The organism is Algibacter sp. 2305UL17-15, assembly GCF_040720935.1.
Taxonomy (GTDB): domain Bacteria; phylum Bacteroidota; class Bacteroidia; order Flavobacteriales; family Flavobacteriaceae; genus Jejuia.
The window spans coordinates 263,643-282,574 of the sequence record NZ_JBFDAE010000006.1 but is presented as its reverse complement, the minus strand read 5'-3'; the positions used below and the strand labels follow the sequence as shown (position 1 = coordinate 282,574).

Sequence of the window (18,932 nt, the reverse complement as noted above, 5' to 3'; positions counted from 1 at the left end):
AATGATTGATCAGAAATTCAGGTAAGATAAGTTTGAGTAAGTCTAGATAATTGTCCAAGGTTCTTTTTTTAAACAAAAATCGGAATCTTATTCCAATTCACACACAACTTTTTGACTTGATCCGGGATCAACCATCAAGAGCAATTATTGTGTTTATGGGTTGAACTCAGCCAGTTGATGTCAATCCAAACTGGAAATCTTGTCTATTTGGCATTTTGACACCAGACTGCTCATATCGGCATCTGTACCTGTCAAGGCATCAGCGATCTTGACCTGGCTTATTTTTTAGGAATCTTAGCTACAAACTCATCATAAACAGCGTCTTGAAGATAAACACGTTCCGCGCAGTTACATACCTTTCCGCTAAAATTAACTTTTGACGATACAATGGCATTAACCGCCAAATCCAAATTGGCATCAGAACACACAATAGCAGGTGCTTTTCTACCTAATTCCAACGACAGTTTTGTGATGTTTTCTGCTGCATCGGTAATAATCTCTTGTACGACACCAACGCTTCCCCTTAAACTGATAACACCAGTAATAGGGCTTTTGGAAAGTGCTTTTTCGATAAGTCTTCCCTAAGCACAAACAAAATTCAATACGCCTGGAGCCATGCCAATATTCTGAATGAGTTCAGCAAATTCCATAATAGTATTTGGCGCAACAGAATTAGCCAGTTCCTTGGACAGTGTTTCAGCCAAATAAACTCTGTTTTTCCTAATGGTATCTGCCATTTTTGTAATAAAGCACCGCGCTGAACCCGTTGAAATAATGCTAATAACTTCTTCAGTACAAGGGTTTAGACTTTTATTTCCGTTGTGGAGGTTGAATTTATAAACTGTTAGTTAATATATTGTTTATAGTTTTTTTAATTATAAAATTGAATTTATATGTTTAAGTATTTTTCTTTTGAAAATATTTACTGAACATCAAAAACAAAACACCGCACGATAACCAAGCGGGAAACGATACAAAAGACAGAAACACATCAAATTGTAAAGAGATAAAGTAGAACAATCCAAAGCTTATGGCCCAAGCCAAAAACACAGATTTGTTGAATTTTATGCAGGCCTCTTCGGCATAGTTTTTAATAATGCCTACTTTTTCATGGAAGAAATGTTCAAAGACGATTATAGCTCCAAAAGGTGCTAAAATAAACCCGTAAACTGCCACAAAATCTAAAAGTTTCATAGCAAAAGCAGGGAACAACCCAGCAATAGTGGCTATGGTGCCCGCTAAGATGGTCACTTTTACAGTCGATAATTTTGGAAGAATACCTTGAAACGCCAAACCTGCCCTATAGATTGTTGGATTTGCAGTTGTCCAACCTGCCAATACCACCGCGATAATTCCAAAAACACCAATAGCGTTGTTAGCCAAAGGGCCAGGGGCTACGGGAGGCGCATCGCCATTGCTTAAAATAACTTGAGCCTCTGGAGACTTTAAATATACGGCATACAATAAGGCAGCGGCAATCCACGCCATATAGTGCCCAACATACATAGCCGCAGTAGTTGCCCAACCTGCATTTGCTGTTTTAGCAAACCTGAAAACAGATAAATCGGACATGCCTACGTGCATGGCCGCATTAGCAAACCAAGACCAGATAACCACGTGCCAAAACGTGAATTTTGTTTGTCCGGGAAAAGGCTCTGAGCCTTCGCCCCAAATATTCCAAAAATCAGAAAAACTGGAGATTTCAAGCTGATATAATGCTACTATTCCAGCGGCCAAAAATGCCAAAACGATAAAAGGAGACATCCAGTTTGCGGCTTTGGTAACCGTGTCGTAACCTCTTGCTGCAATAATGGATATTACTGCCCCAATGAGTATAACGATAATAACCCACGTTAAGCTGTTGGGCATAGTGTCGGTTAATTTTGGCATGGGCATATCAAAAGGAACCCCTATTGCGGTTGCCGAAACGGTAACCATGGCACCGGCCAGAAAGCAGAATAAAAGGCCGTTGGCCAGATTATAGCCCATGACCAAATTTTTGCCACAAATTTTTTCCAATTGATAATAAAGGGTAAGCCTATTTTTAACGGCTATTTCAGCCGTTAAAAACCGCCAGCTAAATACAGCGAGGATATTCCCAATAAGCAACCCAACGATTAAGTCGAAAGCGCTTACGCCCGTAGTTAAAAATAAAGGACCAATCATAAATTCCGTCCCTGCCGCATGTTCTCCCGCATACATGCCTATAAAACTTTTCCAGCCTTTAAGTCTGGATTGGGGAACGGGGGTTCTTTCAAATTCTCCTCCTGCAATCTCTTCAATGATTTCTTCTTCGGTGCTTACTTGGCTCATATGGTTTGGTTTTATTTAATTATTGGTAGTTGAAGTAAATTACTTTATTAAATGATCAGGAAAATCCGTGGTTTTTTCACAGCAGAGTTGTTCCATAACCTGTTGCAATTCTGTTTTTAACAAGGAAATGGTATGATTGCCTCCTTTTTTGCCTAGTGCCGAAACACCATACATAAAAGAGCGTCCCATAAAAGTGAATTTAGCACCACTTGCCATAGCCCTTGCTACATCAGGACCCGAGCGAATACCGCTGTCCATCATAACCTCTATCTGGTCGCCGTATTTTTCGGCAATTGTCGATAATGGTTTTATTGTGGATTGTCCCGCGTCCAATTGACGCCCACCGTGATTGGAAACGATAATACCATCAATACCCAATCGGATGGCTTCCTCAGCATCATATTCAGAGGCTACGCCCTTTAATACAAGCTTCCCTTTCCACATATCGCGAATAGGCCTTATTTTTTCCTCGTTCAATCTGCCGCTAAAGGTTTCATCCATAAACTTACCCAGTTGTTTTAAATCCAATCCCTTGGGCATGTATGGTTTCAAAACCTCAAAAGTCGGTATCCCATGTTTCAGGGTTTGTAAACCCCAATGCGGCCTTGCGAATACCTGTAAAATATTACTTAAGTTCATTTTTGGGGGCATTGCCAAACCGTTTCTAATATCCCGTGGCCTAAACCCGAATGTTGGAACATCACAGAGAATGACCAATACAGGGCATTCTGCCGCTGCTGCTCGTTTAATTATGTCATCCCTTAATCTGTTTTCCGTAGGATGGTATAATTGAAACCATGCCCTGCCCTCAGTCAATTCACTAGCGCGTTCAATACTTGTTGTAGTTACCGTACTAAGAATAAATGGGATATTATGGTCAAAAGCGGCTTTAGCCAAAATCTCGGGAGAATTGGGCCACATTAAACCTTGCAGTCCAACAGGAGCTATACCAAATGGCGCATCGTATTCTATACCAAATAATTTTGTTTTAAGTGAAGAACCATGATGGTCCCTTAGGTAATTGGGCTTCAATTGAACCTCCCTAAGTTCGGACGTATTACGATGTAAATTAACATCTTCGTTACAGCCACCATCCAAATATTCAAAAGCGAATTTTGGTATTTTCTTTCGAGCCTTAGCTCTTAAATCATCAATAGATGGGTAACGTGTATCAATTTTTATGTCCATAAATAATTATTTTTATGATAAAAATTTTTAGAAATTTATTCTAAATTATATTGTTAACATGATTTACTGTTATAAAAACTAGCTAACAATAAAAGGCACATGTTTTTTGAGTGCGTAATTTTCTTTTAAAAATTTTGAATTTAATTTATTGTCTGATATTGAAATAGCAGCACCTAATGCAGACCCTAAAGAAGCATCGGTAGTGCTCAGTTTTTTATCTCTAAAATAGTGCGATAGCAGTTTGATATAGATGTCGTTATCGCTAAAACCACCATCGATGTATATTCTTGAAATAGTGTTGTTCCCAAGTGATTTTTTAATGCATTTTATTTGAAGCAGCACAAGCTCAATCATTAATTGATGGTAAGCATGCTCATATTTTTGATGGGGTATTTGCGTTTTCTCTGGCATATCTTCATCCGTGATACTGTCCCATTTGTAACAATGTTTAAAATCTTGAATGATTTCAAAATAGGTATCATAATCAAATTTTACAGAACGATGGTAGTCATCATTGACGCCAAAAACCCTATCTAGTTTAGCGACTTGTACTTTGTATTCATTACCCAAAAATATACGAGTAGCTTTGACGGGCCTTCCATTAATGCGCATATAATTTATAGTATCATTATCATCTTTTTCTGTAGCAATGGGGTTTTTCGTAAAGGGATTAAAAACAATGCTCCAAGTTCCGGTAGATACCAAAATGAATTTTTTCCTGATGCTTCTTAAATAAGGTAAAAGTGCTGCAGAACTATCATGGATGCCAACGCCAATTTTGATACGTTTTCCGTTGTAATTAATGTTTATACTAGTCTCCGTAGAAACGATTGAAGGTAATATTTTGTGGATTCCCTCGGCATAGACCCAATCATGGTAATCTTTTTTCTCATAATCCCACAAAGCGGTGTGGCAACCAATACTTGTATATTCACTTAGCGGTACACCTGAAAAAATATAAGTAAGATATTGTGGAAGGTGTAAAGAATATTTGATTTTTTTGAAAACTTCGGGTTTGGTATGTTTTAGCCAATATAATTGGATTCCCGAATTCAGCATGCTTAAATCTACGCATCCTGTTTGCTTTAAAAAGGCTTCCTTTGGGCCATACTTTTTGAAGAAACCGTCTATTAGTTTTTGGTCAATAGGTTTGGTATAATTATAAAGCGGGGTTACGGGCTTTCCATATTCGTCTATATGTACAAAACTGGCACCGTAAGTAGAAAAATTTATAGCCTTAACATTGAATTTTTCCGTATCCAGAATGCGATGAAATACCTCTTTAAGCCATGTTTGAAGGGCGGGCAGATTTTCGGTAGGGAAACCGTCTTCATCTATGATTTCATCAAATTGAATGTATTCTTTATGGACTTCCTTGAAACCTTCATCAAATAGGAAAAACTTTTTATTGGTTTTTCCTATATCAAAAACAGCTGTAACTTTTAGTTTCTTGCCCATATTTTAAAGTCCTGTTGCGACTGTGTTTTTGCCTCGTTCCTTAATCAAAACATTTCTAATATTTAAAGTGCGGAATGAATCAATAGGGCTTAATGCACCACCCGTTTTTAGTCGTGCCCTTTCAAGTAACGGTCTTACATCAGTTCTGTAAGCCCCTTGTAAGATTTCTTGGCATTTTACCACATCGTTATTTGATTGTGCTGCTTTTAATGCCGTTTGGTCAATCAAAAGCGCCTTTGCATAAGCTTCTTGAATGGCCTCTAGAGACTGTATTAAATCTTCCAAAGGGTCTTTCACGTTATGGCTTGCATCGATCATCCATGCCAGATCTGGATTTTGTGGATTGTTCTGCATCCCATAAACCAATTCGTTAAAAATAAGGAATAGGGCGTAGGGCTTGATGCTTCCAACGGTCAGATCGTCATCGCCATATTTGCTATCGTTAAAGTGAAAACCACCTAATTTGCCTTTCAGTTGAAGGATAGACACAATTTGTTCTATGTTAGAATTTGGAAGATGGTGCCCTAGATCTACTAAAGTAAAGGCTTTGTCGCCACATCCGTTTGCCAACATTAAAGAAGCACCCCAATCTTGAATAACCGTACTGTAAAAGTTTGGTTCGTAAGGCTTGTATTCAATCAATAATTTCCAATCATCTGGTAAACCTTTGTAGATGTCTATTAAACTATCTTGAGTGTTTTGAAACGCGGTCTGGAAGTTGTTCTGACCTGGAAAACAAGACCCATCTGCCAACCAAACGGTCAGACTTTTTGAGCCCAATTTGTTGCCAATATTGATAACATCTAAATTATGCTGAATGGCTTGTTCTCGAACTGTTTTACTTGTATTGCTTAAAGAACCATACTTATAACTTTCCCTTGCATTTTTTTGATCTTGAAAGGTGTTGGAATTTACCGAATCAAATTTTATGTTCAGAGCTTTTGCCTGTTCCTTAATGGCATTATAATCTGAAGGAATGTCCCAAGGAATATGAAGCGATACCGCACCAGCTGTTTGTGTAAGGGCGTGCAGAATACCAACGTCTTCAATTTTCTGTTCAAGACTTGAAGGTTCGCCATAAAATGAAAAACGCCCAAAGCGTGTGCCACCAGCACCCAATGCCCAACTTGGTATAGCCACTTGGAATTCAGATAATTTTGAAACAATAGCGGAAACATCATGCCCGTTTTTTGATAATCTATTTGCTAAAAAATCAAAGTGTTCATTATGACTAGTAAGATTTTTTTTATTAAAACCCTGTATCTGATCTTTTTTAATTTCCATGTGTTTTTACTTCTTATTTGAGAAAAGAAGCCTCCATGAACTTCAATTTGAACCTATGGAAGCTTTCTTGTACAATTAAATGTTTTCTTATTTTATCTTACAAACGCGTTGGCCATACCGCCATCAACGTTAATGATGTTCCCTGTGGACTTGTCCAAAATCCCAACTAAAGAAAATACGCCATTGGCAATATCATCTGGAGTAATAATTTCATTTAATAAATTCCTTTTTGCGTAAAAAGCAGGCAGTTCTTCTACGGTAATATTATTTGCTTTTGCGCGACCTTCCGCCCAGGCACCTTCCCATATTTTACTGCCAACGATAACGCCATCTGGATTTACGGTGTTCACTCTAATTTTATCTTTTGCCAGTTCAGCGGCCAATAAGCGCACCATGTGTTGTTGTGCTGCCTTAGCTGTTCCGTAAGCGACATTGTTAGGGCCTGCTACCAATCCGTTTTTGCTTGCAATAGAAATATAGTTTCCGCCCAGACCTTGCTGGCGCATGATGGCTGCAGATTGTTTTGCCAAATCAAACTGTCCTTTTACCAAAATGCTCTGAAGAATGTTCCAGTCTTTATCGGTGGTATCTTCCAATGGTTTAGAAATCGCCAATCCTGCACTATGAACAATGATATCTACACCACCAAACTCGATACATGCTTTTTTATATGCATTGGCTATAGATTCTGTGTTCGTAACATCACAGATAGTGTAAGTGGATACATCTCTTTTATAAGTGGCATGTGCCTCTTTTAAACTGTCTTCATTTATATCGGTTAGTACTACATTGGCACCTTCTGCAGCCAATTTATCAGCAATGGCTTTACCAATACCACCTCCAGCTCCAGTAACAAACGCTACTTTACGGGATAATGGCTGTTCCTTTGGCATACGTTGTAGTTTAGCTTCTTCCAATAACCAATATTCAATATCAAAAGCTTCTTGTCTTGGTAATGAGGTGTAAGAAGTAATTGCTTCTGCACCACGCATAACATTAATGGCATTGATATAAAACTCATTGGCTACACGGGTAGTTTGTTTGTTTTTCGCAAAACTGAACATCCCAACACCTGGATATATAATAATTACTGGATTGGCATCACGCATGGCAGGACTGTTAGCCTTTTTACATGTGTTGTAATAATCTGCATATTCCTGTCTGTAGGCTGCAAACGCAGGTTCTAATTTCTTTAAGATGGCATCAGCATCCGATAAATCTTCATTTTTATCCAAGGTCAACACTAAAGGTTGGATTTTTGTTCTCAAGAAATGATCTGGACAAGAGGTGCCCATTGGCGCCAATCTTTCTAAGTCATTGCTATTGATATATTCCATCACCACATCCGTATCCGAGAAATGCCCGATCATTCTATTTTCAGAAGAACATAAACCTCTTAACAAAGGCATGATCTGGGCTGCTTTTTCCAAACGTTCGTCTTTAGGTAAGCTTTCAATTTTCTGTCCGCCAAAAACGCTGCCTTTTTCCTTTATTTTATTCTCGATGAATTCAGAAGCCATTTCAATAACCTCTAAACTATTTATGTAACATTCATAAGAGGTATCTCCCCAAGTGAACAGACCGTGGCTGCCTAAAACGATACCACGAATCCCTGGATTGTCCTCTAAACATTTTTCTATTTGAAGCCCCAGATCGAAACCTGGACGCTGCCAAGGTACCCATCCCATAGTGTCGCCCCAAATTTCTTTGGTGACCTGCTCGCTATCTTTTGCGGCCGCAACTGCAATAAGCGCATCAGGATGTAAGTGATCGATATGTGCAAATGGCAATAAGCCGTGTAATGGTGTATCGATTGAAGGGGCTTTACTGTCCAGATCATAGATACAATGGTTGAACAGTCCCACCATGCGGTCCTCGTCTTCCAAACCGCCATAGACATTTTTTAGATCGCGCAATCTGTTGGTATAGATTCCCGCAATGCCACTTCTGTCTAAAGTTCCTATGTCCCCACCGGAACCCTTGATCCACATCACCTCAACGTCCTCGTTGGTAAGTGGGTCTTTTTCTATGGTCCTGCAACTGGTGTTGCCGCCACCGTAATTAGTGATTCTTAGGTCTGCGCCCAAGATATTTGAACGGTATAAAAATAAGGCTACTTGATCATCACCTAGGGCGTTTGCTTTGTTGTCATCCCATAGGTAATCAACGTGCTTGAAATTTTTTGTAATCGTAGTCATAAGATTTTTTAAAGTGTTACTTAGCTAAAGTATATTAAACAAAAAGTTTTTCTATTCTGGACAGTATGCTGCTTGACTCAATATTTTAATTGGTAATTCAAAAATATATTTTATGTACATCTTTTATTTGTATTCTGTACATTTCGTAGTGTGGGAAAAATCATGAAAAAAAATATAAATAATTCATTTCAAGATTTATGCAGGTTTGCTCTTTAAATGATCTAATAGTGCTTAAAATAAACTCTATTACAAGTTATAGATGTTTCACTTTAAAAAGCAATAGATTTGAATGGGGATTGGTAATGTTTTTTAATCTTAGCTCTATAGTAATGACAACCAAAAACCAAAAAGGGTTACAAAAAAATAGATAAAATTAAAAATCATCAACTCGAGCAGGTTATAAAATTTGTAGACTCATGATTAAAAAGTTATTCAAGACGAGTTATCGTATAATTTTTATAGATTTGTTTAAATCCAACCTTATTCCATAAGATAAATGAACCTTATTCTTGAAGAAATAAGTAAACAAAACCGTGTTGTATTCAAAAAATTTTTTGAAAACCACTATAAGGATTTGGTTATCTATGCGAATAGTTATCTTTTTGATAAAGATGCCAGCGAAGATATTGTTCAAGAAGTGTTTATTTATATTTGGGAAAATGCCGATAAATTAAAGATTAAATCGTCATTAAAAGGATATCTCTTTACGATGGTGCGCAACCGATGCTATAATTTTTTAAAATCCATAAAAATTACGGATAGGTATGAGTTCTTGGATTTTAATATTAATCTTATCACCGAACATGTTTTTGATTCCACTTCAGAAGAAGACAAAAAAATAGTGTATCACCAAATTTTGAAAATTGTGGATACGCTTCCCGATAGGATGCAACAAGTTGTGAAGCTAAAATTTTTGCACAACTATAAGTATAAGGAAATAGCACAAGAACTGGGAATTTCTGTAAATACCGTGAAAACACAATTAAGGAGAGCGAAATTAAAAATCACGGATATGGTTACCGTTATTTTAGTTTTGTTACAAACTCGTCAATAAAAACGCCTAGTTATTATCAAATTGGTATTTTAATTGTCCTTTTTTTAAATATTTCTCCTTTTTTTGTAACCCTTTTTTTATTTTTAGTTGTCTTTACTATAAAACATACCCACAACAATAATACCTACAGCCTATAAGATGGAATTTAAGTTAATTATAAAAAAACTTAACAAAACATTGACTCCAGAAGAGGAAATCGTTTTTTCAAAATGGTTTGAAGAGTCAAATTTGCATAGAGAATATTTTAATTCAGTAAAAAAAAATTACAAAAAAGATATAGATTATGTTGATATAAAAAAAGGATGGTTGGCTCTTCAAAGTCGCCTGAAAACCTCTAAATCTAAAAATAAGTATTGGAAGTATGCGGTTGCTGCCTCTGTGGCCTTACTTATTTCTGCTGCTTTTGTCTATAATAACAAAAAGTCTGTTAAAACCAGTACTCCAATTATTGTAGATGGCAATGTGCACATTGAGGCAGGCACCGATAAAGCAACATTGACCCTTGAAAATGGAGCGGTTATAGCGTTGGAAAAGGGCAAAACCTATACGACTGATAATTTAAGTAGTAATGGGGAAGAATTGATTTACAAGACTAAGGATGATACAAAACCAGAAATAGTATATAACTATTTGACGATCCCGAGAGGAGGCCAGTTTTATGTAAAATTATCTGATGGTACACAAGTTTGGTTAAACTCAGAATCACAACTCAAATATCCAAAAACTTTTATAGAAGGGGGTATTCGGGAAGTGGAACTCGTTTATGGAGAAGCATACTTTGATGTATCTGAAAGTACTAAGCACCAAGGTTCAAAATTTAAAGTCATCAATAAAAATCAAGATGTAGAGGTTTTAGGTACAGTATTTAATGTAAAGGCCTATAAAAATGAAGTTAAAATATATACGACTTTGGTTGAAGGTAAAGTGAATGTTAGCCATTTAAAAGCCAAAAAATATTTAGTTCCAAATCAACAATCCGTCCTAGACCTTAAAACCCAGACCATAAGTATTGACCACATTGATGTTTATGGTGAAATATCTTGGATTAAAGGAATTTTTAGCTTTAAAAACAAGACATTAAAAGAGATTATGATTGTTTTGGAACGCTGGTACGATGTTAAAGTGATATTCGAAAACACAGAACTTGAACAGGTCAAATTTAACGGCGTAATCAGTAAAAATGAAAACCTTGAAGATATATTGAAAACTATAAAGAACACTAATTTTATAACCGCCTATGTAATAACCGATAAAAAAATCACTTTAAAGTAAACCAAAAAAAATAGGGAATAAAGCTTATACCTGGACAGTAAAACCACTTTATCCCCCTTTGATTATCAATTAACTAAAATGTTTAATTAACTAACACGCAAATTTATGGAAATTAAATTGATTAACAATTTTTTCTTACACAATAAGAGGAAACCGTTACAGATGATAATAAAATTTTTCATCCTCTTATTCTGTACAACCGTTTTTAGCCTTTCGCCAAACCACGTTTTTTCGCAGAATGCTAAAATTATTATTGATCAAGATAAGAGTGTAACAATAGATGAAGTTTTTGATTTATTAAGAGAACAAACCGAGTACACATTTATCTACCAAGAAGATCTTTTTAAGGATATTCCGAAAGTGCAGCTTAAAAAAGGAACAATTAAAGCTAACGAGCTCTTAATGGAAAGCCTTTCTAACAAGGATTTTAATTTTACCTTTACTGAAGACAACAAAATTATTGTAGCAAAGGTAACTCTTGCTGAAAATACCCAACAGAAACTTCAAATTACTGGCACCATTTCAGATGTAAATGGACAACCCCTGCCAGGGGCAGTTGTATTGGAAAAAGACACTACAAATGGCACACAAACTGATTTTGATGGTAATTTTTCGCTAGATGTTTCTAATGAAAACGCCATATTAGTGATTTCCTATATTGGCTTTACAACTCAAGAAATTCCAGTAGGCGCCCAGAGGGTTTTTGATGTCAAACTTACAGAAGATGTATCACAATTGGACGAAGTAGTCGTTATTGGTTATGGTACCAGTAGCAAAAGAGACCTTATTGGGTCTGTTACACAGCTTAGCGCGGAGGATATAGAAGATCTTCCCGTGGCTTCGGTAGATCAGGCATTAGTTGGACAAACCTCAGGTATTCAGTTTCGCCAAACGGGTAACCCCGCCGGTGGCCCTCAGATTTTAATTAGAGGTATCGGTTCTTTAGGAAACAACGCACCGCTTTATGTGGTAGATGGTATTCCCTTAACAAGTGTATCCAATAGTGGGGATAACTTTTTATTGAACAACATAAATCCTGCAGATATAGAAAGTATTTCGGTACTTAAAGATGCGGCCTCCAAAGCCATTTATGGTAACAGGGCCTCTAATGGTGTTATTATCGTAAAAACAAAGCAGGGTAAAAAAGGGAAAACCCAATTTAATGCCAATGTGTATTCCTCTTTTGGGTGGACACAAGAGTTTGACAGACCTAACAACTTAAATGCAGTTGAAATGGCAACGTTTCAAAAAGAGCGATTAGAAGACCGCTATCTTTTCAATGGTGGCTGGGGAGGACTTGAACAAGCACATTATACCCGTATCCAAGAGTATATCGCGGCGGCCCAAACCGATCCGGCAATTGCCAAAGGAACTAACTGGTTTGATGAAATTACACGTACATCGTTAACTACCGACTATTTTCTTTCGGCTAGAGGAGGCTCAGAAAATATTGTATTCAATGTTTCAGGAGGCTTTAGGGAGCAAGAAGGTGTTGTTATAGGTACCGATGTTAAACGATTGACATTAAGGGCGAATGTGGAGGCAGACGTAACCGACTGGTTGCGTGCAGGCGTTAATATTGCGCCCAGTTTTGTAACCAATAATGCAGGTGATACCGATCCAAACTCTGGTGGGTATAGTGCTTTTGGCTCGGTAAATGCAAGTTATTGGGTTGACCCAACCGCTCCAGTATATGATGAGTTTGGGAATTTAACGCAATCTACTCATGGTACATTATCTAGAATAAACTTTGCGGGCAATCCTGTACCTTTTGGTTCTGGAATGTTCTGGACGGCAAATCCTGTTTTCAGGATTTTAGGGCGTAAACAACAAAGTAAGACCAACACCTTTAACATGTCGGCATTTTTAGAGATAAAACCTATTCAGAACTTAAGCGTAAAAACTACTGCCAATGTAAATTACAGAAACAGGAATACCTTTAACTATACACCTAAAACCTTACCCTTGGATGGGTTAACACCCGATATAACCGGACGACCAAATAGTGGTTCTAATGCGGGTTCAGGAAACACAACCAATTTTATATTGGACAATCAGGTAACCTATACCAACACCTTTAACGATGTTCATAATGTTGAAGCTACCGCAGTTGCCTCTATAGAAAGGAGATCAGGAGAAAGTATAGGTGTAAATGCTTCTGATTTTATAGATGAGGACTTTATATTTCCAGGAGCGGGCAATGTGAATCCAGATAACTTTATCAACAATTTTGGTGGTGGTTATGGTTTTGACGAGCTAAACCGTTTGAGTTATTTAGGAAGGGCATCCTATAACTACGATTCAAAATATTATGTATCCACTTCTTACAGAAGGGATGCATCCTCAAAATTTAGCGAACAATCGCGTTGGGGAGATTTTTATGCAGTCGCTGGGGCGTGGAGGATTTCCGAAGAAAAATTTTGGGAACCCATCGAGAAAACCATATCAGACCTTAAATTTGAAGCAGGCTATGGTATTACGGGTAATGATGCTGGCATCGGCAATTTTGCATCGCAGGGTAATATTAATAGAACGGGCTATATCTTTGGAGGCTCGCAGGCTGCGGGTTATGCCTTAGTATCACTTCCAAACAACAATCTGACCTGGGAAGAAAGTGAGGAATTAAACTTTGGATTAGATATTGGTTTATTCAATATATTTAATCTTGAAGTAGATTATTATGATATTACCTCTAAAGGGTTTTTAGGTAATACCTCTATACCAACAGCAACAGGTTTGGGAGGCATTATTAATAACGTAGGTAGTATCCAAAATAAAGGTTGGGAATTTAATTTAACGACCAGGGATTTAATCCCCTCACAAGATTTTTCATATAGTTTTAACGCCAACGCCAGTATCAACAAAAATGAAGTATTGGAAGTCTCTGGTGATGATGAGTTCTTTATAGGTAATGCAGGTAACGGTACCCGTTTTGCAGTAGTAAGAGAAGGCGACCCTGTAGGTATATTTAGAGGCTTTAAAATATTAGGATTTTATTCTCAAGAAGATTTGGATAATCCGGATGTGGCAAAATATCCGCAAGCGGTTGTTGGTTCACCTAAGGTTTTTGACGGTAACGGCGACGGTGTAATTCAATTCAGTCAAGAAGACTATATAGATATAGGAGACCCTAATCAAGATTTGATTTTCGGTATGAGACATAACTTTGGCTATAAGAATTTTGATTTGAGTGTCTTGCTAAATGGTGCTATTGGATTTGACATTTACGACCAGCGTAGTCAGCAAATGCACAATCTTGACGGTCAATTCAATGTAGATAGAGAAGTGTTTACCAATCGTTACCGACCAGGTGTTCCAACAGATATCGTTATACCCGCCACAGGAAATCTCCCTAACGGTGCAGTAATTGAGGCCCGCGAGGAAACGCCGCTAAACTCCATAACAGTTCCAACAACCAAGCAAAACACTACGAGATATTGGAGGTCGCCAAACTCGTTCCACGTTAAGGCTGCAGACTATTTATGGATCAAGAACATTACTTTAGGTTATAACTTCGATGAAAGTATGTTAGGTAAAAATTCCATGATTTCTGGAATGCGCGTATATGGAAGCTTACAAAATCCCTTTGTGTTCTCTAAATACAAATTAGGGAGTCCCGAAATTCAAAAAAATTCAGATAATTTAGTAAGAGGTGTTAACGAAGGTAGCTACCCTAATGCTGTTTCGTTCACTTTTGGCTTAAATATTACTTTTTAAAATCAGATACTATGAAAATATTATATAAAATTAAGTTAATCGTTATTGTGCTCTTGGTAATGGGCTGTGACTCCAATGAATTTTTGACCATCACACCCTCCAATAGTAATACCCCGCTATCTTTTTACAATAGTGAAAAGCAGATAACGGAAGGTGTAAACGCCATATATAGCACCAACAGAGGTCTTAACAACGGGCAATGGCGTTTTGGTGAGTTTAGATCAGACAATACCTCATACCAACGTAATGAAGCTGATAGAGGGGGCTCTCCAACAGAAGAGATTGACGAGTTTACCATGAACTCCGACAATGGCAATATTGGAGGCTACTGGAACGGTTGGTACGGCGGTGTCCTAGATTGCAATCTGGTTTTAAACAATATCGATAATGTTGATTTTGATGATGAAGATCTTAAAAGTGCAAGAAAAGGAGAAGCCTTGTTTTTTAGGTCTTATTTTTATCTCAATTTAGCACGTTCTTTTGGGGATATTCCTTTTCATAAACTCGTAGCTTCCAGTGTAGAAGATGCTTTTGGCGAAGAGTTTACGTCAAGAATTCCTGTTAACCAAGTGTATGATGAAATTTTAATTGACAACGAACAAGCAATTGATTTTTTACCTGCGTCGTGGCCAAATTCAGAAAAAGGCAGAGCCACTAAAGGTGCGGCCCTTATGTTGCAGGCAAAAATTTTAATGACCATTCAACGATACGCAGAGGCTATTCCCTATTTGCGCCAAATGGAAGGGCTAGGATACAATATCTTAGGAAACTACGAGATGATTTTTAACCCCAGCAATAAAAACCACGCTGAGTCTGTTTTCGAAATTCAGTTTGATTTTGCAAGTGGGCAAGCTTCTAACTTCTTGGGTCAATTCGTACCCTTTACAAGTGGAAATAGAATTTTAATTTTTACCCAAGCAAGTGGTCGTGCTGGTTTAAATCAGCCTACACAGGATATCATAGATTTATATCCAAATAATGATGCCCGTGCTGCGGTGAATATTGCTTTCGACATGGGGGAACCGTATGTTAACAAATATAATTATGCGCCATTGGCCCCAGGCCAACAGGATGTTAACTTCCCAATGTATAGGTATGCCGATGCTAGATTGATGCTTGCTGAATGTTTAGCACAGACTGGCAGTTTTCAACAGGGCATAGATATCATCAACAATGAAATACGCCCAAGAACAGGGGTTACAGATCCAGTTACTGCAGCCAGTCAAACAGAGGCATTGGACAAAATAGCCATTGAGCGCAGATTAGAACTGGCTTTTGAAAACCACCGATGGTTCGATTTGGTGAGAACGGGTAAAGCGGTTGATGTGATGAAGGCACATGGCGATGACTTACTTGCCCTAAAACCACATTTAACGCAAGGATTGGAATACGAAAACATAAGAACCCTATTGGCAATTCCATTTAATCAAGTAGATCAATATGGATATCCTCAAAACCCAGGTTGGTAAGAGCTATTTAGTTTGAGTTAGTTTGTTTTAGTTATGAGGCCGTCTCAAAATAGGGGGCGGCTTTTTTAAAATATCCAAAATCATACATTAAAACTTTAAAAGTTGTGAGAAGAAATTCAGCTAAAGCCCTTTAAACAAAAGAACCTTAACTGTTTTAGGGAAATTCAATCCATTTAAAATTCCTAAAGAATGCATTATAAAGTATGTTTTTTGTTAGTTCTGCTATATACGATGAGCTTTAAGGCGCAATCTTCAATAAACATATCCCAACTTACCGTAGAATATCTCAGTAATCCCATCGGTATCCATAGGATAAGTCCTTTAATGGGCTGGAAACTTTTTTCAGAAGAACAGGGAAAATCCCAATCGGCATACCAAGTTTTAATAGCCTCTTCCAAAACACTTTTAAAGGAAGATCATGCAGATATTTTCAATACCGGCAAGATTAAAAGCAGTCAAAATATCAATCACAGACTGTCTTTTAGCGCCAATAAGTCAAATACATTTTATTACTGGAAAGTCAAGATTTGGGATGAAAAAGGAGATGCCACGCCCTACAGCAATATAGCTTTTTGGAAAACAGGATTATTAAACAAAGATGATTGGGATGCTAAGTGGATTTCAAATAAATATCAAGAGGTAAGCTCTAAAAGAGAACCGTTCAGTCGTTATGATAAATCTAGGGGATTTAGTGCAGAAGATTCGTCCGCAGTATATTTAAGAAAGCAGTTTAAAACTCGTGATAAGTTAAAAGCTGCCACCACATTTGTGACTGGATTGGGATATTATGAGCTTTACTTAAACGGCCAGAAAGTAGGCGACCATGTTTTGGATCCCGTTTTTACCGATTATCAGAAAAACGTAAAATACCTCGCTTATGACGTCACATCCATGTTAGAACCAAACAAAAAAAATACGGTGTCTGCTCTATTGGGAAATGGGTTTTACAACCATACCGAGCGCGACCTTTTCCAGATGGAAAAAGCCAATTGGAAAACACCTCCCAAATTTTTGTGCCAAATTGTTTTGGAATATGAAAGTGGCGCAAAAGAAACGATTATTTCTGATACCGATTGGAAATGGTCTTATGGTCCTATTGTTTATAACAGTATAAGAGGTGGCGAAACCATTGATGCACGGATTGATTTTAGTGGCTGGAACACGTCTGATTTTGACCATTCCAAATGGCAAAATACCGTAGAAGTACCAGCGCCTTTGGGCAAACTAACTTACCAATATCTCCCACCAATGCGAGAAGTGAAAACCTTAAAACCTGATAGTATATGGAGTCCCAAGTCAAACGTTACCGTTTTTGATTTTGGCGAAAACCTTACGGGTTATGCTGATGTCACTATTAAAGGCGATGAAGGAAAAGTGGTGGACATCTATTTTAACGAAGCTTTAAATCCTGATGGTTCACTTAATTTAAAGCATAGTACCAGTCATACTTTTGGCAGATTTCAACACGGAAAATTAATTTTAAGCAAAAACGAAACGGATGCATTTAAACCAAGGTTCACCTACCACGGATTCCGTTACGTACAAATTGAAGGTGTTTCAAAAGATGCGATTATCACTATAGAAGCAAAATCTGTACACACCGATTTAAAGGAAACGAGCACATTTCAATGTTCGAATCCACGGTTAAATCAATTGCATCAAGCCGTAAAGAGAACCTTGCTCAATTCTGTTCACGGTATGCCCGGGGAAGAAGCTACCCGCGAAAAAATGGGATGGACCTATGACGGAGGCATGAACACCATGGAATCCTACCTGTGTAATTTTGATGCCATCAATACCTTTAAAAAGTACCTTGATGACTTAATAGAATCCCAAGAAGATAATGGTCACGTGCCGCCAATTGTTCCCACTAATGGTTGGGGATTTCTGGAAAAAAACGAAAAACAACAAGATACCATCATTCAGTATGATGATCCGTGGTGGGGAGGCACACTAGCTTATGTGGCGCAAGAACTTTATGAAAGTACGGGCGATACGGCCATTATTAAAGACTCCTACAAACCCATAAAGGATTATACCAGTTTTGTAATGAAAACCGCAAAAGACGACATCGTATATTGGTCTTTGGGCGATTGGCTGGATCTTGAGCATAATAAAAACGGATGGGGCCCTGGCCTAACCTCCGTTGAATTAACATCCACCGCTGGTCTTTATTATTTATGCGACATCACAGCCCAATGTGCCACCATGCTCGGAAATATGAAGGATGCACAATTCTACTCCAATCATGCCAAAAGAATTAAAGAAGCATTCAACAAAAAATTTCTTGATGAAGAAACAGGTTGGTATGACAAAAAATCACAAACAGGTCAAGCGGTGTCACTTTATTACAATCTGGTTCCTGAAACGTTTAAAGAAAAAGCAACCCAAAAACTTATGGAGTCCATTGAAAAGAATAATTACCATACCTCCGTTGGGTTTATTGGGGTGCGTCCCCTAATTCAATATTTATCTGAAAATGGTTATAAAAAATTAATGTACAGGTTATTGACGCAAGAGGAAAGTCCCGGATGGCTGCATTTTGTAAAAGATGAAAGAAGTACCATGGGCGAAAACTTGAATGCCAAAGGCTATGGCACCAACCATCATCCCTTTGCAACAAATATTGGGTTTTGGTTATTTGAACATTTGAGCGGCGTTAAAATCGACTTTTCAAAAAGCCCAACCATCACTTTAAATCCCGGTTTGGAAGTGGATGTGCAATGGGTAAAAACATCACAGGAAACACTTTTAGGAAACATCGTAAATCATTGGGAAAAGAAAACAGACAACGTGCTGTATCATATTGAACTTCCTGTTAATGCCAACGCTGAACTCATACTGCCCGATAATTATTCCTTAACTAATAGGGAAGATTATAGCAGTTCAATCCAGAACATACAAGGTTCAAATAAATACATGCTTACTTCAGGAAGCTACAATTTAAGATTGATTAAAAAACCGTAAACTAAAAACCAG

The 18,932-nt window shown here is 37.6% G+C and carries 12 protein-coding genes; 5 read left to right on the top strand and 7 right to left on the bottom strand.

The genetic code is table 11. The features are described from left to right. Positions 1-278 precede the first annotated feature (278 nt). The 7 genes from ABXQ82_RS08935 to ABXQ82_RS08905 all read right to left on the bottom strand — a co-directional run bounded on the left by ABXQ82_RS08935 (position 279) and on the right by ABXQ82_RS08905 (position 8,441). A complete protein-coding gene (locus ABXQ82_RS08935; protein ID WP_367058032.1) occupies positions 279-533 on the bottom strand; it encodes an aldehyde dehydrogenase family protein in 255 nt (84 codons plus the stop codon). A 48-nt stretch (positions 534-581) separates the two neighbouring features. Then, positions 582-737, bottom strand: coding sequence for a hypothetical protein (locus ABXQ82_RS08930; protein ID WP_367058012.1), 156 nt, complete (start codon positions 735-737; stop codon positions 582-584). 160 nt (positions 738-897) lie between these two features. Continuing rightward, on the bottom strand, positions 898-2,313 hold the full coding sequence (locus ABXQ82_RS08925; protein ID WP_367058009.1) for a hypothetical protein: 1,416 nt from the start codon (positions 2,311-2,313) through the stop codon (positions 898-900). Positions 2,314-2,352: 39 nt separating this feature from the next. Further along, the gene (locus ABXQ82_RS08920) at positions 2,353-3,501 is read right to left on the bottom strand and encodes an alpha-hydroxy acid oxidase (protein ID WP_367058007.1); all 1,149 of its coding nucleotides are present in this window, start codon (positions 3,499-3,501) and stop codon (positions 2,353-2,355) included. Positions 3,502-3,579: 78 nt separating this feature from the next. Continuing rightward, positions 3,580-4,959 (bottom strand): FGGY family carbohydrate kinase, encoded by a 1,380-nt coding sequence (locus tag ABXQ82_RS08915; protein WP_367058005.1) that lies wholly within the window; start codon positions 4,957-4,959, stop codon positions 3,580-3,582. Positions 4,960-4,962: 3 nt separating this feature from the next. Further along, positions 4,963-6,243 carry a sugar isomerase gene (locus ABXQ82_RS08910; protein WP_367058002.1) on the bottom strand — a complete coding sequence of 427 codons (1,281 nt, stop codon included), beginning with the start codon at positions 6,241-6,243 and terminating at the stop codon, positions 4,963-4,965. Between the two features lie 92 nt (positions 6,244-6,335). Further along, complete coding sequence (locus ABXQ82_RS08905; RefSeq protein WP_367058000.1) at positions 6,336-8,441, bottom strand: bifunctional aldolase/short-chain dehydrogenase; 2,106 nt, start codon at positions 8,439-8,441, stop codon at positions 6,336-6,338. Positions 8,442-8,937: 496 nt separating this feature from the next. On the opposite strand from ABXQ82_RS08905, the gene ABXQ82_RS08900 reads away from it, so the two are divergent. The 5 genes from ABXQ82_RS08900 to ABXQ82_RS08880 all read left to right on the top strand — a co-directional run bounded on the left by ABXQ82_RS08900 (position 8,938) and on the right by ABXQ82_RS08880 (position 18,920). Continuing rightward, entirely contained in the window at positions 8,938-9,495 is a 558-nt protein-coding gene (locus ABXQ82_RS08900; RefSeq protein ID WP_367057997.1) for an RNA polymerase sigma-70 factor, read from the top strand. A gap of 138 nt (positions 9,496-9,633) precedes the next feature. Next, a complete protein-coding gene (locus ABXQ82_RS08895) occupies positions 9,634-10,767 on the top strand; it encodes a FecR domain-containing protein (protein ID WP_367057995.1) in 1,134 nt (377 codons plus the stop codon). 162 nt (positions 10,768-10,929) lie between these two features. Beyond that, positions 10,930-14,484, top strand: coding sequence for a TonB-dependent receptor (locus tag ABXQ82_RS08890; RefSeq protein ID WP_367057992.1), 3,555 nt, complete (start codon positions 10,930-10,932; stop codon positions 14,482-14,484). An 11-nt stretch (positions 14,485-14,495) separates the two neighbouring features. Beyond that, a complete protein-coding gene (locus ABXQ82_RS08885; RefSeq protein ID WP_367057990.1) occupies positions 14,496-15,953 on the top strand; it encodes a RagB/SusD family nutrient uptake outer membrane protein in 1,458 nt (485 codons plus the stop codon). A 189-nt stretch (positions 15,954-16,142) separates the two neighbouring features. Beyond that, complete coding sequence (locus ABXQ82_RS08880; protein ID WP_367057987.1) at positions 16,143-18,920, top strand: family 78 glycoside hydrolase catalytic domain; 2,778 nt, start codon at positions 16,143-16,145, stop codon at positions 18,918-18,920. Positions 18,921-18,932 lie beyond the last annotated feature (12 nt).

What these genes read in the sequence shown, in the direction of transcription:
- ABXQ82_RS08885 (WP_367057990.1), top strand. Translation starts at nt 14,496, where the DNA reads ATGAAAATATTATATAAAATTAAGTTAATCGTTATTGTGCTCTTGGTA.
- ABXQ82_RS08920 (WP_367058007.1), bottom strand. Translation starts at nt 3,501, where the DNA reads ATGGACATAAAAATTGATACACGTTACCCATCTATTGATGATTTAAGA.
- ABXQ82_RS08910 (WP_367058002.1), bottom strand. Translation starts at nt 6,243, where the DNA reads ATGGAAATTAAAAAAGATCAGATACAGGGTTTTAATAAAAAAAATCTT.
- ABXQ82_RS08930 (WP_367058012.1), bottom strand. Translation starts at nt 737, where the DNA reads ATGGCAGATACCATTAGGAAAAACAGAGTTTATTTGGCTGAAACACTG.
- ABXQ82_RS08925 (WP_367058009.1), bottom strand. Translation starts at nt 2,313, where the DNA reads ATGAGCCAAGTAAGCACCGAAGAAGAAATCATTGAAGAGATTGCAGGA.
- ABXQ82_RS08890 (WP_367057992.1), top strand. Translation starts at nt 10,930, where the DNA reads ATGATAATAAAATTTTTCATCCTCTTATTCTGTACAACCGTTTTTAGC.
- ABXQ82_RS08905 (WP_367058000.1), bottom strand. Translation starts at nt 8,441, where the DNA reads ATGACTACGATTACAAAAAATTTCAAGCACGTTGATTACCTATGGGAT.
- ABXQ82_RS08915 (WP_367058005.1), bottom strand. Translation starts at nt 4,959, where the DNA reads ATGGGCAAGAAACTAAAAGTTACAGCTGTTTTTGATATAGGAAAAACC.
- ABXQ82_RS08900 (WP_367057997.1), top strand. Translation starts at nt 8,938, where the DNA reads ATGAACCTTATTCTTGAAGAAATAAGTAAACAAAACCGTGTTGTATTC.
- ABXQ82_RS08880 (WP_367057987.1), top strand. Translation starts at nt 16,143, where the DNA reads ATGCATTATAAAGTATGTTTTTTGTTAGTTCTGCTATATACGATGAGC.
- ABXQ82_RS08895 (WP_367057995.1), top strand. Translation starts at nt 9,634, where the DNA reads ATGGAATTTAAGTTAATTATAAAAAAACTTAACAAAACATTGACTCCA.